This window comes from Rothia sp. HMSC061D12 (genome assembly GCF_001836735.1).
Classification (GTDB): Bacteria; Actinomycetota; Actinomycetes; order Actinomycetales; family Micrococcaceae; genus Rothia.
Genome location: NZ_KV830305.1, coordinates 564,640 through 582,009 on the forward strand (window position 1 = coordinate 564,640; position 17,370 = coordinate 582,009).

Sequence of the window (17,370 nt, forward strand, 5' to 3'; positions counted from 1 at the left end):
CTGTCCCCCTAGCTGAGGCGAGCAAACCCCTCCGCAATAGCCACACGCATGTCGTCCAGGGTGCGGGACATGGTCTTCGTCTGAGCGATAATCGGCAGGAAGTTCGTGTCCCCACTCCAGCGCGGCAGAATGTGCTGATGCAGGTGATCAGCAATGCCCGCACCGCCCACCTTGCCCTGATTAATGCCAATGTTGAAGCCGTCATTATGCGACACCTCGCGCAGAACCTTCATCGCAAGCTGGGTCAGCTGCGCAATCTCAATGGTTTCAGCCTCGGTCGCATCATCGTAGAACGGGATGTGACGGTACGGGCAGACCAGTAGGTGACCGGGGTTGTACGGGTAGAGGTTGAGAATCACGAAGGCATGCTCACCGCGGTGCACAATCAGCGACTCCTCGTCACTGCGGCTGGGCGCAGTGCAGAAGGGGCAGGTCTTCTCGGTGTAATCCTTCTGGCCGCCGCTCACGTAGGCGGTGCGGTGAGGGGTCCACAGGCGCTGGAACTGGTCCGGTGCGCCGGGCAGCTCGAAGGAATCCTGCACCGAGGCTGCGGTGCCGTGCTCGGGGGTCGTGTTCTCGCTCATAGTCCCATTCTATAGCCCGCACGCGCTGACGGGAATGCCCCTCCGACATGCGGGCTACACGCGAGATACCCCCAGGCTATCCCTGCTTCTCCAGGTGAACGATGCGGGTGGCGCCCTCATAGGTCATGGGGAAGCTCAGCACGCCGTTCTCCATGGTGAATTCCTTGGTTTCCTTGTCGGAGGCGTACGGCGCGTGGCTCAGCTTCGCGCGGTCCACACGGGAAATGTAGCTGAAGTTGCCGTTTTTTGCCTCGAAAGTACCAACCCAGAAGGGGGTCGCCAGCTCTTCGTGGTTCAGGTGGTAGGTCACCTCGATGACGCCGTCGTGGATAACGGCGTCCATGTAGTTCTCGAGGTTGGTGGAGTCCTGCTGAACCCAGGTGCCGTCAGCGCTCGCCGTCGAGCGGGTTGCGAGCACGGAAGAGGGAACAGCCGTCGCCTCAGATGCGGCGGGCTCCTGGTCGCTGGTGTTGTCTGGTGCGGGGGTCGCGGTGGGCTGGGTTGCGGTCGGGTGAATCGACGGGTCCTGCGAGACGCTAGCCGCCGCCTTGATTCCGGTGCTAGCGTCGCCGGGGGCGGGAACAGCGCTGGGCTCAACCGTTTCAAAAGCTGCGGGGTCAACAACCGCACTTGCGGAGGCGTTATTCGGCGCGGATGCGCACGCGGTGAGGGAGAGCGCGCCGACGAGTAGAACGAGCGCGCCCAGGGTGGACTTAGGTGCCACGAACGTGTCCTAACAGTGTATGTGTTTGAGTGAGTTTGTGAGTTGAGTGGTGCCTCCCCGTGAGTGAGGTGGGGATATAACGAAACCCCGTAGCGCGTTGGGCTACAGGGCGTTCGATAACCGGCACGGTAGATAGTTTATAGGCTCTGGCTAGGAGTTTCACTAGTGACAGTCATTTTTAAAAGATAGTTTGGTCACATTCAACCTTTAGTTGAGGAGTTTTCCGCATGTGCAGCCTTCAATTTGCGCTCTGCATGGGCTATTTTTGTCTCGACAAGGTAAAATATCCTGCTCGGCGGCATATGCGGGGATTGATTCCACCTTCACGTGGGCTCGGCACCCAAACCCACCGCCACAACGTGTAGGCGGTGTGGGTTTGAGTGCCGAGCCTCAACCGAACTGCCATATCTGCGCTGATGCCTGCGCCGATATCTTCAGTGCACCCGGTTACTGTTCGCGGGGTATTTGTGAGCGGTCTACTGCTTGCGGGAACGCAACGAGAACTTCTCACGAATAATCGTGAAGGTCTGGCGGGTCTCCTCCAACAGGGCGACCGGCTCCTGCTCACGCACCGCAACCTCATGCGAAGCCGAAGGAGCAGAAGCCTCGCCGGAATCATCAGCCCGCGCAGCGCGTGAGGCGCCGGTCGAAGGAGCAGAACCAGATTCGGCAGCCACAAAACCGGTGCTACGTGCCGCCTCCGCCTCCGAAGGAACCGGGTGCACGCCCTCCTCATCCACGACCTCACGCAGCCTGCAGTCGTGGGCTTCGCGGCGCGCATACTCACGAGCCAGCAGGGCACGCAGCTCAGAAATCTCCTGGCGAAGATCGTCCACATCAGCCTTGGTGGCGGGGTGCTCCTGCTCCTCCATTCCCCCGATTTTCTCGATAATCCAGCTGGCGAGCGCACCGGTCGCGACTGCGACCATACCCACGCCGTACAGCATGACGACCACGGCGATAACCCTGCCGATACCGGTAATCGGGTAGACGTCACCGTAACCGACCGTGGCGAGGGTCGTGAACGTCCACCAGTAGGCGGTGGGCAGGTCACGAATCATCGACCCCGGCTCGGAAGACTCCACCGAATAGATCGCCAGGGCGAACATGATGATGAAGATTGCGGTGTAGCCGAAGAGCTTCATCGCCAGCTCGGAGAGCCGCTTGTATTGGCGGTTGGCGGTCAGGTGAATCATGGCGAGGAAGCTGACAATACGCCACGCGGGCAGCAGCACAATCGCCAGGTTCATCAGGTTGTGCGTGATGAAGTAGAGTCGCCGCGGCGCCAGGTACAGGCGCACACAGTAGTCGGCGGCGAATAGGCCCCACAGGATCATCTGAATGATGTTGAGGTACCCGTCGTACGGCTCCTGAATGCGCGTGCTCATGATGGGTGCGGCAAACGCGAGCAGGTACAGCACGGACGCCACGAACATGGGCGTGGAGGTGCGGTCCTCCCACGCCGCCAGGTTCTTCTCGCCGCGGTACTTGCTGAGCGTGCGGAAGAGGCGGGTGCGCGGGGCGCGACGCGGCGGGTCCGTGACGGTGCGGGTGACCGTGCGGATAGTCGTGGTGTGCGTTTCAGGTTCGCCCGCGTCGATGATTTCGGGGGCGCCATCAGGGGTACCCTGGGTGCCCTTCTGGTCGCCCTGCTTGCCGCGCGGGTGATGCGTGGTGCGGGTGATGCGGCGTTCCTCGCGGTGCGTGCCGTCCGGCGCATCGGTGGTGGCGTACTCTTCGACGACCTCTTCGTAGTCGTCGTCGGGGTCCAGGTCGGTGGAGTAGACGGCACGGCTGCTGTCGAGGCGCATGGCGTCTACCTGGACAGTGTTTGCTGCTGCAGGACTCGCCTCTGAGGGGTTAGCTACTCCAGTACTGGTTTCTGCCGGCGCCGCCTGGGTGTAACCAGCCTGTGCAGTATTCTCTGCGGCGGTTTCAGATGCAGCACTTTCAGCGTGCACGGAGGTATCATCCGTCGGGCTGCTCGACTTATTGGGCGTTGTACTGTTCGCTGCCGTGTTATCTGCTTGGTTCTGTTCCGCCTTATCCATAGTGTGAATGATACTCTGCCTTGCAATCCTCGCCCGGTTATTTCTTTGCACTGTGCTCTTTGTGCGGAAGTCTTTACACTGTGCCGCAGTTTTTGCACGGCGAGCATTTAACCTGACACAATATGTGGTGTACCAACCACTGTGGCCGTGCTGCTGATGTAGCGCTGCTGCCCCGCACATCGGAGTGCCCATGACTCACCAGCACACCACCTCCTCTGCTTCTCGCCCTGTCTTCTTCCGTCAGCTGGGCGCGAGCCTCTGCCTGTCGGGTGCGCTCGCCGCCGCTCTGGGTGGGTGCGCCTCCCTGAACTCCTCCCCTTCTGCTTCTGCGGAGGCTTCGAGCGAGCCTACTGCGGTGAGCCACGCGACGGCGCCGGTGATTCAGGATTCTGAGGGTTTCCGCCTGTTTACCGGTCGCGGCGCTGTTGAGGAGGCAGTCTTTGAGGGCCCTGCGGCGCCCGCTACTTACTCGTATGTGGAGTTTGAGCGTCGCGGTGAGCCTGAGGGCACGATGAAGGTTTCTGTTTCGGACGGTTCGGGTACCGCGGTTGAGGTGGTTGCTGGCGGTTCGGGTGAGGGCGCGGGCGTGTGGGTTCGCAATACAGTCAGCACGACGGCACCTAGCCCTTCTAGTGCCGGCCCTTCTGGTTCCGCGAAGTCTGCCGGTGCGGTGAGTGTGCCGTATAGTTCGGCGCGTGTGACGGCGTCGACGTCGCAGCTGACTGATGATGCTCAGTGGATGGTGTCGGTCCGTTCGGCGGGTGTGGACTCTTCGGGCGAATTCACTGCGCCTGATGGTGTTCCGTTGACGAGTCAGGGCGCTGAGGTTGGCGAGATTCAGATGCAGGGCAGCCGCGGTTTTGTGCACGATACGGGTGCGAGCGGCGGTTCGGTTGCGGTGGAGAATCGTTCGGATGCGAAGATGACGGTGTATTGTGCGGGCGTGGACCGTAAGGAGCGTAGTGTGCCTGCCGGTGGTCGCGTGTTCGTGGAGGATTTGGGTGTGCGTGCTTCGGTGGGCTCTCCCCTGTTTTGCGGTGTGGTGACTTCGGATAGCACTGCCAGCTGGAATGTTACGGCGCTCGGCGGGCGTGCCTAAAAATTTCCAAATCGGCCTGCGGGCAGGGTAGTTGCCTCCTTCAGGCTCATGCAAAACCCACGGGATACCAAGAAATACAAGGGAAAACCAGATTAATACCCGGCATATGATGACCACCCAATATGGTGACAAGTAGTCGCCAAGCTTAGCCATAACTAACCAGAAAAGACGGCGTTCAAAGGAAGATACTGGAATAAAGACAGCATTCACACACCTGTCACCAGTAAGGAAGCAAGATCATGACCGTCGTGTCAAACACGTCCGAAGCACTCAAGTCCCCCTACGAAGACACCCTCAAGCGCCTACTCTCTGACGCGCGCGCCGAGGCAGTCGAATCCAGCGTCTCCGAACTCGAACGCCTGGCAATCTCGCACGATGCATCCCACTACCTGCTCGTGCCCGCCGGCCTGATCCGCCCCGACTCCGCCGAAGACGTCGCAAACATCTTCCGCGCAGCCGGTGACCTCGGCCTGCCCCTCACCTTCCGCTCCGGCGGCACCTCCCTCTCCGGCCAGGCAAGCGGTGACGGCCTCATGGTCGACACCCGCCGCCACTTCAAGAAGATTGAAGTTCTTGAAGAGGGCAAGAAGGTTCGCGTGCAGCCCGGCGCGACCATCATGATGGTCAACAACTACCTGGCACCCTACGGCTACAAGCTCGGCCCGGACCCCGCATCCTGGTCCGCCTGCACCATCGGTGGTGTGGTTGCGAACAACTCCTCCGGCATGTCTTCGGGCACCAAGTACAACACGTACAACACCCTCGACTCCATGGTGTTCGTGCTCCCCAGCGGCACCATCATCAACACCGCTGAGCCTGACGCTGACCAGAAGCTGCGTTCCCTCGAACCCGAAATCCACGAGGGCCTGCTGCGCCTGCGCAAGCGCGTGCTCGAGAACCCCGAGTCCATGGCGAAGATTCGCCAGCAGTACTCCATGAAGAACACCATGGGTTACGGCCTGAACTCCCTGGTCGACTTCGAGACCCCCGTCGACATTCTGCAGCACCTGCTGATTGGTTCGGAGGGTACCCTCGGCTTCGTTGCTTCGGCAACCTACCGCACCCTGCCGATTCTGAAGAACATTTCCACCGGCCTGCTCGTGTTCGACAACCTGATTGATGCTGCACGCTCCGTGCCCGAACTGGTTGCTAACAAGCTGGCAACCGTCGAGCTGATGGACGCCACCAGTATTCGTGTGGCTCAGCGTACCGGCCAGGCTGCGGAGGCGCTCGCCGCCATCGACGTGAAGGACCACGCCGCTCTGCTGGTTGAGTTCCAGGGCAACTCCGAGCAGGAGCTGAGCGACCTGGCTGCCGCTGCGGCACCCATGTTTAAGAGCCTGCCGGTGGCTTCGCCGGTGTCGATGACCAGCAAGCTGTCTGAGCGTAACGCTCTGTGGGCGGCACGCCGCGGCCTGTACACCACCGTTGCGGGTAACCGCCGCTCCGGCACTAACGCACTGCTGGAAGACGTGGTCGTTCCTGTCGAGGTTCTGGGCAACACCTGTAGCGACCTGACCAAGCTGTTCGACGCACACGGCTACCAGGACTCCGTGATTTTCGGTCACGCGAAGGACGGTAACATCCACTTCATGCTGAACGAGCAGTTCCGCGACCCGAAGCAGCTGGACCGCTACCGCGACTTCACTGAAGAAATGGTTCAGCTGATTCTTGCCGCTGACGGCTCGCTGAAGGCTGAGCACGGTACCGGCCGTATCATGGCTCCGTTCGTAAGCCGCCAGTTCGGTGAGGAACTCTTCGACGTGATGCGCCAGATTAAGCGCCTCATTGACCCGAAGGGCTTCATGAACCCCGGTGTTCTGCTCGCCGAGCCGGACACCGACTACGTGACCGACCTGAAGGTTGCCGAAACCGTAGAGGAAGAAGTCGACCGCTGCGTGGAGTGCGGCTACTGCGAGCCGGTCTGCCCCTCCCGCAACCTGACCCTCACCCCGCGTAAGCGTATTGTGCTGCGCCGTGAGATTGCTGCCGCTGAGGCGAACGGCGACCACGAGCTCGCTGAGCGCCTGCGCAAGGAGTACGAGTACTACGGCATTGAGACCTGTGCTGTGGACGGCATGTGCCAGACCCGCTGCCCCGTGAACATAAACACCGGTGACCTGATTCGCCGCCTGCGTTCTGAGAACCAGGACAAGATGGCTGCCGCCGGCTGGAAGGTTGCCGCACAGCAGTGGGGCGTCATGGATAAGGTCGCCGGCAAGGCTCTGACCGTGGCGAAGAAGCTGCCGTTCCCCGTGGTGCACGGCACCACCAACATTGCCCGCAAGGTCATGGGCGACGATATGGTTCCTTCCTACAAGAAGGACCTGCCGGTTGGTGGCCCGGCACGTAAGCCGCACAAGGACGCAACCGCTGAGATTGTGTTCTTCCCCGCCTGCGTGAACTCCATGTTCGGCGGCGTGGACGGCGACGGCAAGCACGACCCGGTCAACGCAACTCAGGCGTTCATCCGCCTGTGTGAGCGTGCGGGTGTGAAGTACCGCATCCCGGACAATATTGGTGAGATGTGCTGTGCTACCCCGTGGAAGTCGAAGGGCTTCACCGACGGCTACTCGATTATGAGCGACCGCGTGCTGAAGTCCCTGTGGGAGGCTACTGACGGTGGCCGCCTGCCGGTCGTGTGTGACGCTTCGTCCTGTACTGAGGGCCTTGAGGTGATGCGCGAGAAGGTTATTAAGGCGCTTGAGCACAAGATCGTGAACGGCCTGAAGCCGGGCGAGCCGGACTACTCGCGTCTGCGCATGTACGATGCGGTGCAGTTTGCCGCCGACAACATGCTGGATAAGCTGAGCGTGTCTGCTCCCCTGCCGTCGGTTGCTCTGCACCCGACCTGCTCCATGACTCACCTGGGTACTCAGCCTGCGTTTGAGAAGATTGCGAACGCGATGAGTGCCGACGTGTACGTGCCGAAGCACTGGGGTTGCTGTGGTTATGCGGGTGACCGCGGTATGCTGCACCCGGAGCTGACGGCGAGCGCTACGGAGGCTGAGGCTGCGGAGCTGAGCGAGCAGAAGCAGTTCGCCGCATACATTTCGGCAAACCGCACCTGTGAGCAGGGTATGACGGAGGCGACCGGCCACAGCTACCAGAACGTGCTGCAGCTGCTGGAACGCACCACCCGCTAACGGGCTGAGCACATAGCGGCATAAAGAAGGGACCCGGCGGGCTATCTTATGTGATAGCCAGCCGGGTCCCTTCTTACATATCATGTACCGCACTAATTCACCCATGCATGCCTCGCTATACAAAATACAGAGCAGAAAAAGTTCTCATTTAAAGCATCGCGCACCTCACATCGGCTATACTAGACATGTGTCACAATAAATAAAATACACAATTATTTCAATATAATAATTTTCATCCAATCCACTCACGGAAAGGTAACAAAATGCCTAATACAATCCCTGGTGACCCCCTGAAGTCACTGGCCCAGTTCGGAAGCTGGTTCGAAAAAAGAAAGCATAACAAACTCAAAAAAGAAGAAAATGATATCAGAGAAGAAGGAAACAATATCGCAAAAGAAGGAGTCAAAGCTCAAGAGGACAGGAATAATAGCTATAACAAACAGAATAACCTGTCGAATTTAAGGACAAACATTAATAATATGTACTCAAAGAATTCGGCGGTAGCAGAGAATGCAGTAGAGGAGATATTTAAAACAATAGATTCCTACTTAGAAGAATATAAAAATACTGGAGACATAAAAAATCAAACGGAAGCACAGGACCTTCTGAATAAAGTCTGTCTTTATGCTCGAAATGCAGGGGCATCTAAGAATTCTAAAAAGCATGAAAATGACACTTGCAACACCATTGCAAAACAAATCAACAAACGACTCATCGACGCCAACAAAACTAATCACGATTGGGAGTCTCTCGATATTGACCTGCGTGGAGCCTTTTTCTCAGAGAATATCTCCCTAGAAAAAATTAAATCTGCAGGCAATATAAACCTGAATGGATGCACGTTCCAAAAAGGCCTTAATCTCAAATTAGCTCATTCAAAGATTGGTGAAAATGATTATTTGACGCATGATCCCATATCTCTGTCCAATTGCACCTTCGGTGGAGATTTAAATATTCACGGAGGATCGTACTCTATAGTAGAAGAAATAAATCTTAAAGATAATACATTTACAAATGGAGGAAAACTGGATGTTGGCGGACTAAGCGCAGTCGAAAATGGGCGCCTACCTATTACAATTGAAGGTGACTCCATGCCTCACGACATACTTTTCACTTCCGTTATATCACCCACTATACAAATTGGTAGTAACAATAAAGATAATCTCAAGAAAACAGAAATACCTGGCGGAATTGTTATTAAAAATTGCGAAAATGCAGATTTCAAGATATACAATCACACCGTTAATGGGAGCTTACAATTTATTCCGGAGGATAAAGTTAGTACATACAGAACGGACACCGCAGAAAGCATACACTTGGAATCTTGCGAAATAAAGGGATTCGTTACGCTTGGAACATCTTATAAAAATGCTAGATATGAAAAAATTAAAAACATTAAAATTGTCGGGGCAACCATCCATAACGGGCTCTACATTACCGCAGAAGAGATCAGCAGCATATGTTTTGAGCATGTCGACTTCCTCATTGAAGGAAAAGCTCTACATAACTCCAATGATGCCGAAAGTGTCGATTTTGTCAATTCTACAAAAATCAAATTCTATAATATTGGAAAAATTGAAACACTACACCTGCATCAAGTTAACTTCTACGCTCCAGTTAGTATTGACGCGATTCAAATAGATAAGTTTCACCTAACTACAACAAATTTCTACGTAATTAAGCCTCATGTTGTATGGAGTACCCATAGCGAGGAACATTGCCTATCTTGTTTCCGCATTACATTCAATAGTAATACCACAACCAATCATGCTGTTAGTGTGGGTGGTCACCAAGGTGCATATAAATTAGATTCCTAATAAGAAATAGAAATATATTTACGCCCTAGGGGCTTGATAAAATACATTTTGTTTTTATCAAGCCCCTAGGGTATTTATATATCTACGTTGAAAAGGCGGGCGTGAAGCTCCCCGTCAGTCTCCGTCACGATAATGACCGGTTTACCGCCCGCAACCTTGCGCGCGCGGCGGAGCACTTCAGCCTCTTCTTCGCCGGGAGCCGCAGGGATGACGTGGCACTCCCCTCCCGCCTTCTGCGCGGCGAGCGCAACAAGTGCCCTATGTTCTGGATTGCGGCGGGCAGACAGGTTGAAACGCCCCGCAATACGAGCCCGCTCCTTCATCACCTCAACGCTTGCCATACCTCAACCCTTTCAAATGCGCTTCAACAGCAAAGCCTGCTACTTCTTCGTGAACGAACTTTGCTCCCCGAAAAACCCGGCGGGCTATCTGATGGATAGCCTGCCGGGTCCATTTTTATCTGCTATAGCACTTATTTTCGACTATTAGATAGTCCAATAATCAATACTGCTATCGAGATGCCGTAGAGAATTCCAAGCACTAGGTCGCTGACACTTGACACTACGTTCAAGATAATTGCCAGGATCAAGAACATCATCCCAACAGGAACATACTTATTCGACTTCATACGCTCGTGCTCCCTCAACAATCAACAGCGATACATCATTTTCAAAGCCATCCAGCTACCCATTTTCTGAATGACCATGGACGTTCGCCCTACTACCACGCTAGCACTCTGGAGCTAAAAAACTCCCCCACAACACAACTTTCTACACCCCACCGCACTCCCCCACCCGCGCCTCCTCAAGACACAAAAAACCACCCCCTCCGCAGCTTGTCGCCGCAAAGGGGGTGGTTTCTATATGCGAGCTAGACCAGAAAGCCTAGTACTACTCAGCAGCCTCAGTGCTGGGCTTGGGGTCTTCGTTCACGCGGTTGCGGATATGCTCCACAATACGTGCCACAGCCTCATCCACGGGCACACCGTTCTCCTGCTTGTTGCCGCGGAAACGGAACGAAACAGCGCCGTGCTCCGCATCCTCACCGCCAGCAATCAGAATGAACGGAACCTTCTCAGTAGACGCGGTACGAATCTTCTTAGTGAAGCGATCCGAACCGTAGTCCACCTCAACACGCACGCCGTGCGCACGCAGCTTATCCGCGATCTCGGTCATGTAGTCGTTGAACGCCTCAGCCACCGGCACACCAATGACCTGGACCGGCGAGAGCCATGCCGGGAACGCACCCGCATAGTGCTCAGTCAGCACACCCAGGAAGCGCTCAATCGAGCCGAACTTCGCCGAGTGAATCATGACCGGCTCCTGCACGGTACCGTCCGCAGCCTGGTACTCCAGACCGAAACGGCTCGGCTGGTTGAAGTCGTACTGAACGGTCGACATCTGCCAGGTACGGCCGATAGCGTCCTTCGCCTGAACCGAAATCTTCGGACCGTAGAACGCAGCACCACCGGGATCGGGAACGAGCTCCAGGCCGGTCTCCTTCGCAACCTGCTCCAGAACCGCGGTAGCCGCCTCCCACTGCTCATCAGTACCGATGAACTTATCCTTCTTATCACCCTCAGTGTCACGGGTGGACAGCTCAAGGTAGAAGTCAGTCATGCCGAAGTCCTCAAGCAGGCTCAGCATGAACTTCAGCAGGTGACGCACCTCGTCCGGTGCCTGCTCCTTCGTCACATACGAGTGGGAGTCATCCTGAGTAATCATGCGCACACGAGTCAGGCCCTGCAACACACCGGACTTCTCGTCACGGTACACGGTGCCGAACTCGAAGAAACGCAGCGGCAGCTCACGGTACGAACGGCCACGAGAACGGTAAATCTCGTTGTGCATCGGGCAGTTCATAGCCTTCAGACGGTAATGACCGTTATCCAGCTCCATAGCCGGGAACATGCCGTCCGCATAGTACGGAAGGTGACCGGAAGTGTAGAACAGGTCTTCCTTCGAAATGTGCGGAGTGCTGACGTACTGGAAACCCTCCTGAATGTGGCGGGTACGCACGTAGTCTTCCATCTCGCGCTTAATCACGCCACCCTTAGGGTGAATCACCGGCAGGCCGGGGCCAATGTTCTTCGGGAAGGAGAACAGGTCCAGCTCACGGCCCAGGCGGCGGTGGTCACGGCGCTCCGCCTCAGCGATGCGCTCCTTGTACGCCACCAGCTCGTCCTTAGTCGGCCAAGCGGTACCGTAAATACGCTGCAGCATGGGGTTCTTCTCAGAACCGCGCCAGTACGCACCACCGGCACGCATCAGGGCGTAACCGTTAGCGATCAGCTTGGTGTTCGGCAGGTGCGGGCCGCGGCAGAGGTCCTTCCAGACGGTCTCGCCGGTCTTCGGGTGCACGTTGTCGTAAATGGTGATTTCACCCTCGCCGACCTCCACGGATGCGCCCTCGGCAGCATCCGCACCAGAACCGGGGCCCTGGGTCAGGGAGAGCAACTCCAGCTTGTACGGCTCGTTCGCCATCTCAGCGACAGCCTCGTCATGGGTGACCACGCGGCGGCGGAACAGCTGACCGGACTTGATGATCTTAATCATCGACTTCTCGATCTTCTTCAGATCTTCCGGAGTGAAGGGCTCAGCCACATCAAAGTCAAAGTAGAAGCCGTCAGTAATGTACGGGCCAATGCCCAGCTTGGCATCCTTGCGGTACTCCTGCACCGCCTGCGCCATCACGTGCGCAGCGGAGTGGCGCAGAACGTTCAGGCCGTCCGGTTCGTGAATGAAAACCGGCTCAACGGAGTCGCCAGCAGACAGCTCGTGGGAGAGATCAACAAGCACGCCGTTCACGCGTGCCACAACGATCTTCGGGTCGTCAGCGAACAGCTCAGCGGCAGTCTTCGCGGTGACCTCGCGCTCCTCACCAGAAACGCTAATAACAATTGCTGAAGAATCAGCGGCAGACATAAGTCTCCTTAACTCAGGCGCAAGCGTGCCACTCGGGGCGCCGCCGGTGCGCATACTATTCCGCACTGTACTGGTGCACGGACACACACCATCTTACAACGGCTCCCAGCCAACACTCAGCTTGAGGGCAAACTAGTCCGCATGATGCTCACGCGTATGCTCATACACGTCAACCACAATGTGGCTAATATGGTCGTCCTTCAGACGGTAAATGGTGGTGCGGCCCTGCTGTTCACGGTCAATCACGTGCGCCTCACGCAGGATGCGCAGGTGGTGCGAGGCGAGCGGCTGCGAAATGCCCAGGCAGGTGTGCAGTTCGCTCACGCTATGCGGGCGGTGCATCAGATGGTGCGCAATCGCCAGGCGTAGCGGGTTCGCGAGCGCAGAGAAAATCGCCACGGACGGGCCAAACTGTTCCTCCCAGTCTTCGGGGCCGCTGCCTTCGAGGAGGGGCGCGTTGGTGGGCACCTCGTGGGTATGATCCGATGCATGCTCGTGGGCATGGTCAGTGTGGGTGGTGTTAGTTTCGGTCTGGTCTGTGTGCTGGCTCTGAGTCATAGTATTTTCACCTTATGTACAGGAAAGGGGGCACGTCAAGGAAGTTACGCCTGTGCGGCGTGCTTTCTTGAGCGTGCCCCTCTCCCCTATGTGCGCTGATGCTCGCTGGTATGCAACCTTAGCAGGCCTTTAGCGGTTGGCGACTGCCACCTGCAGGTAACCTTCAGCGGACTTTACGCCCTTGTCGGTCACTGCGCGGTAGCGGACCAGCGGTGCGAAGCCCTGCTTATTCTTAGCAGAAACCGCAATACCCTGGGTGCCATTCGGCAGGGTCACCACGCGGTAGGTACCGTATTCGTCGCTGTAGGAGCTGACGACCTGGCCGCGCTCGTTGAGCAGCTCCAGCTTCTTCACGGTCTCACCGCGGCTGTACGCGCCGAAGGACGCCTCGTCATTGTTCAGGACTGCCACGTTCTGGGTGGTGCCCGAGTACAGGGAGACGGAGTCCTCACGTGCGATGGGGCTGTTCTTGTCGACCACGTGCACCTTCAGCGGGATCGAGTACAGCTGCGCGGCGGAGCCCTTCTTCGCCTTCACATCGGACATGCGTGCGGGCGCCTTGCCGGTGCGGTTCACGGTGATGTTCGTACCGTTATCGCGGCGCAGGTCCCAGGTGGTGCCGGTAACCTCGTGGGTGTTCAGATCAATCGAGTAGGTGCCGGTCTTGCCGTTGGAGGCAAAACGGATGCCGGTCTCCGCGCTGGAGAACTGGCCGCCAGCAGTGTTGACCTTCTCCTTGTTGACCCAGCGGCTGGGGCGGAAGTTCGGAGTCTGCTCGATTTCCTGGAAGTTGTAGTCGCGGGCGTAACGGTAGTTCGGGGAAACCTTGTGCGACTGGTGAACGCTCTGCGCAACCGCGGTCTCGCCGGAGTAGACGGTGGCGTGGTGCTCGGTGGGCTGGTAGATCACGCCGGAGCCGGTGCCGGTCTTACCGTAGGAGTCCGAGGGGTACTTGAACTTCACGCTGGTATCTGCGCTGGCGGTGTTGCGGCCTGCACTGTTTTCAGCGGACTCGGTGTAGTTCACGGGCATCCACTGCACCTGCTGCCAGGGGAACTGGTTGCCGGTGAAGCCACTGGGCACAAAGTTCGCGAACATTGCCGCGAGCTTCGGGTCTTCCTTGTACACGTTCTTACCCTGGCGGGCGTAGGGCGCGTAGGAGCTTGCCGCCTCCAGGTTGAATGCGTTGGTGAAGAGGTTACGGTCCGCGATGATGAAGCCGTACTCCTTCATCGCGGTCAGAATCATGCGGGTGAGCTGGTCGTCGGCGTGGCCGGTGTTACGCAGGTGCTCTTCCACGTCAAAGTTCGCGGGCAGGAAGCCACGCTGGCCGGCGCGGGGCGCGTTCGGGTACTTGCTCATGTCCAGCTTGCCGTCGGTGCCCTTCGCGGGGAAGGAGGAAGTCAGCGCCGCGTAGTCAGCCGCGGTGATGGACACCATGTGGTTGATCTTGCCTGCCTTGAGCTCATCCACGCCAATCTGGGTGAGCTCATTTGCCAGGCCCACCACGGAGGAGGTGCCGTTCTTGAGGGTCAGCCAGTAGTTGTCTTCGCCCACGCCGCCGAAGTTCGGCTTAGCGAGCATGTAGCCGCCAGAGGACACGTGGTAGGTTGCCGGGTAGTCAACCGCAACGGGGATGTCCACGGTACCGCGGGTGCCTGCGGGAATCTTGTAGGTGATAACGCCGGTGTTCGCGTCGATGGACGCGCCGGGTACGTTCTTTGCCAGGCGGAACTTCGCGCCGCGAGCAATCGGGTAGGAGGTGCGGGCATTGCCGGACTTCGCGTCGATGCTCACGGGTGCGTTGATGGTGACGGTCTGACCTGCGTTGCCGCGGCCGACGTTGTCGTACTGAATCTTTGCGCTCTTGGGGGTGGATACGTTGCCACCGCCAACCTGCACACGGGCGGTGCTGGTGTAGGTCTGTGCGTCTGCATCCTTGACGAACTTGAAGTAGGAGCGCCAGATGCCGGTCGCCTCGTCATAGAGGGCGACGGACTGGTCGCCGGAGAGGCCGTGGTCCTCGGCAAGCCACTTCGGAATCGGGATGCCGCCGGTGAGGATGCGCTTGTTCTCCGCGTTGGCGTTGACACGGTTGTCGCGGGAGACGACCTCGACGTACTCCTGGTGCGGATTCGCGGAGTTCACGGCGAGGGTCGGGATATTCTCGTGGCCGCCAACGGTCTGGGCGCGGTCCTTCTTCACAGTGCCGGCGTTGATGGCGGTGGTGACGGGGTGGTTACCCGCATCGCCGGTGTATTCGAGGAAGGTGCGGCTGATTTCGCTACTGTTGGCTGCGACGGCTTCGGTACCGGTGAGCTTCTTGGCGGCGAATGAATCGCGGGCGAGCTTGCCGCTCAGGGGCGAGGTGTTCTCGGTGGTGGTCAGCTGCGCCTTGGTGAGGGAGGAGTTAACCGGTGCGAGGGTCGCGATGCTCTGTGCCTTCTGGTCGGGGTTCCAGTAGCAGGTCGGACCGGGCGTCACGTTGGTGAGGTTCGCCAGGGTCGGCACGGTGCGGTAGCCTGCGTCGACGCAGGTGGTACCGGCTACGTTGCGGGTGGGGGCGGTTGCACCGAAGGTCGCGGGGAGGTTCGCGCCGGTGATGACGGTTGCCAGTGCTGCGGAGGCAGCGATGGTGGCACGGCGGCGGTTTGCCGGGCGCTGTGCCGGGTTTTTGGATGCAGTTGTGGTCATGTTTTTCTTCCGTTCGTGTCGGCTTGTTTGAGTGAGTGCGTTTGTATGAACAAACACGGACGTGAGTGAAATATGCATCTGAGGGTGTGCCCGGGTGGGTCCTGATCTTCTGGCAGGAATTCTCAGGAAACTCTCAGATAATCCCCATACCCTACATAGTCTTTTGGGTGAACGCAAAACGAGTTTGTGATTTTGGGCACCGATTTTTTGCTAAAGGTTCAAGCTTAGACTCATATTTCTTTACACCTGTGTGCATTGATAGATGTTCAGGCTTTCAGAATTTGCACCGCAGTGTCCAGGCTTTACTCCTAGTCAAGCGAGGGCAACTTTAAAGAAACGAAAATTGAGCACGGGAAACTAAACCCTCAACCACAAAGTTTCCAGAATGACGCACCAAAACCTTCTGTTGAATTTCTCACACATGCCCATAATTTGGGATTCTGTACCGGGGGTAGATATGGTCTCAGTCACTGAAACAGGGGTTTCCATCAGCCCAATCGACCACTTTCAAGTCACAATCACCACCGGGGAGCACCCCCTTGTTTCACCCCTATAGACCCACAAAACCCACCCAAAACCCTAAAATTTAGGTCAAAGTTTAAAGTTTGCGTGTGTTTAACAGTGTGTAACCATGCATGCACCACACTCCCCCGCGCAGGACGCCCTTCACTGTACATTCCAAGAATTCCAAGCCGCCCACCGGGAGCTTTAGAAAGCATAGAAACACCCCGCATGCGCCTCAAAAACACATGCGGGGTGCATAAATATTCATATATGGGTGCCTTGCGGTGCACCCAATAGCAGGTGCCGCACCCGCCTCCGTGGGTTCACGTGGGTTCATTCGCGGTTGCGTACAGAGCTACCGGATAACTACAGCGCGCCCGCCTCCGAGCAGACATTCACCAGCTCACCAATGCCCTCAATGTGGGTGCGCACCGTCTGACCCGGCTTCAACCACTGACGCGGATGCAGCGACAAACCAACCCCCGCCGGGGTACCCGTCGCCACCAGGTCACCCGGCTCCAGGGTCATAAACCGCGAAATATAGGACAGCAGCTGCGCCGGGGTAAACACCATATCCGCCGTCGTACCGCGCTGACGCACCACGCCGTCCACCTCACAGACCAGCTCCAGACCGGCAACCGGGTCAACCTCATCGGGGCTCACAATCACCGGACCGAACGGAGTCATCGCGTCCCAGTTCTTGCCCTGGAACCACTCCGAGGAGCGGCCCTGCCAGTCACGCACCGACACATCATTCAGGACCGTGTAACCCATCAGAGCATCTAGCGCCTGATCTTCCGTGGCGTTACGCAGACGAGCGCCCACGACCAGGCAGAGCTCAACCTCCCAGTCGACCTTCGTGCTGCCGGTGCCGTCATCGGCGGGCATGCGAATCTGCTCGCCGGGGCCAATCAGCGCGTTCGGGAACTTCGCGAACAACGCCGGATACTCGGGCACCTCAAGGTTCATTTCTGCGGCGTGATCGCGGTAGTTCAAGCCGGCGCACACAATCTTGCCGGGCTTATCCAGCGGGCGAATAAACGGCAGGGAGTTCCAGAGTTCCTCGCCGTGACCCATGACGGTCGCGCCGTTCTCTTTGAGAATCGCCACGGCGTTCTTCGGGTCGCCAAAGTTCAGGCGGAATCGGCTGTAGAAATTCAGTAGCGGGCTGAGCTTCGCCGGAAGCTCGTACACGGTCTCCTCGAAGAAGCAGACCGCGCGGCTGCCCTTCGAGTCTTTAATCTGTGCCCAACGCATGGATGCTCCTTC

Annotated in this window: 11 protein-coding genes; 3 read left to right on the plus strand and 8 right to left on the minus strand. The window is 57.7% G+C overall.

The genetic code is table 11. From position 1 onward, the window contains the following. Positions 1 to 8: 8 nt before the first annotated feature. The 3 genes from HMPREF2682_RS02180 to HMPREF2682_RS02190 form a co-directional block, all read right to left on the minus strand. Positions 9 to 584 carry an HIT family protein gene (locus tag HMPREF2682_RS02180; RefSeq protein WP_070830959.1) on the minus strand — a complete coding sequence of 192 codons (576 nt, stop codon included), beginning with the start codon at positions 582 to 584 and terminating at the stop codon, positions 9 to 11. 76 nt (positions 585 to 660) lie between these two features. Next, the gene (locus HMPREF2682_RS02185) at positions 661 to 1,308 is read right to left on the minus strand and encodes a hypothetical protein (RefSeq protein WP_070830962.1); all 648 of its coding nucleotides are present in this window, start codon (positions 1,306 to 1,308) and stop codon (positions 661 to 663) included. A gap of 476 nt (positions 1,309 to 1,784) precedes the next feature. Next, positions 1,785 to 3,269, minus strand: coding sequence for a potassium channel family protein (locus HMPREF2682_RS02190; protein ID WP_246827238.1), 1,485 nt, complete (start codon positions 3,267 to 3,269; stop codon positions 1,785 to 1,787). A 280-nt stretch (positions 3,270 to 3,549) separates the two neighbouring features. Between HMPREF2682_RS02190 and HMPREF2682_RS02195 the strand changes: the two genes are divergently transcribed. The 3 genes from HMPREF2682_RS02195 to HMPREF2682_RS02205 all read left to right on the plus strand — a co-directional run bounded on the left by HMPREF2682_RS02195 (position 3,550) and on the right by HMPREF2682_RS02205 (position 9,421). Beyond that, a complete protein-coding gene (locus HMPREF2682_RS02195) occupies positions 3,550 to 4,458 on the plus strand; it encodes a hypothetical protein (protein WP_070830968.1) in 909 nt (302 codons plus the stop codon). A gap of 239 nt (positions 4,459 to 4,697) precedes the next feature. Beyond that, the gene (locus HMPREF2682_RS02200) at positions 4,698 to 7,604 is read left to right on the plus strand and encodes an FAD-binding and (Fe-S)-binding domain-containing protein (RefSeq protein WP_070830971.1); all 2,907 of its coding nucleotides are present in this window, start codon (positions 4,698 to 4,700) and stop codon (positions 7,602 to 7,604) included. A gap of 263 nt (positions 7,605 to 7,867) precedes the next feature. Further along, entirely contained in the window at positions 7,868 to 9,421 is a 1,554-nt protein-coding gene (locus HMPREF2682_RS02205; RefSeq protein ID WP_070830974.1) for a hypothetical protein, read from the plus strand. A 74-nt stretch (positions 9,422 to 9,495) separates the two neighbouring features. Here HMPREF2682_RS02205 and HMPREF2682_RS02210 read toward each other — a convergent pair whose 3' ends face one another. From HMPREF2682_RS02210 to HMPREF2682_RS02230, 5 genes are all read right to left on the minus strand, one after another. After that, on the minus strand, positions 9,496 to 9,762 hold the full coding sequence (locus tag HMPREF2682_RS02210; RefSeq protein ID WP_070830977.1) for an aminotransferase: 267 nt from the start codon (positions 9,760 to 9,762) through the stop codon (positions 9,496 to 9,498). 549 nt (positions 9,763 to 10,311) lie between these two features. After that, entirely contained in the window at positions 10,312 to 12,345 is a 2,034-nt protein-coding gene (thrS, locus tag HMPREF2682_RS02215; RefSeq protein WP_070830980.1) for a threonine--tRNA ligase, read from the minus strand. 132 nt (positions 12,346 to 12,477) lie between these two features. Then, on the minus strand, positions 12,478 to 12,903 hold the full coding sequence (locus HMPREF2682_RS02220; protein WP_070830983.1) for an ArsR/SmtB family transcription factor: 426 nt from the start codon (positions 12,901 to 12,903) through the stop codon (positions 12,478 to 12,480). Between the two features lie 129 nt (positions 12,904 to 13,032). Further along, positions 13,033 to 15,597: a Rib/alpha-like domain-containing protein gene (locus tag HMPREF2682_RS02225; protein ID WP_070830986.1), complete on the minus strand. Its 2,565-nt coding sequence runs from the start codon at positions 15,595 to 15,597 to the stop codon at positions 13,033 to 13,035. Positions 15,598 to 16,467: 870 nt separating this feature from the next. Further along, positions 16,468 to 17,358, minus strand: coding sequence for a fumarylacetoacetate hydrolase family protein (locus HMPREF2682_RS02230; protein ID WP_070830989.1), 891 nt, complete (start codon positions 17,356 to 17,358; stop codon positions 16,468 to 16,470). Positions 17,359 to 17,370: the final 12 nt, after the last annotated feature.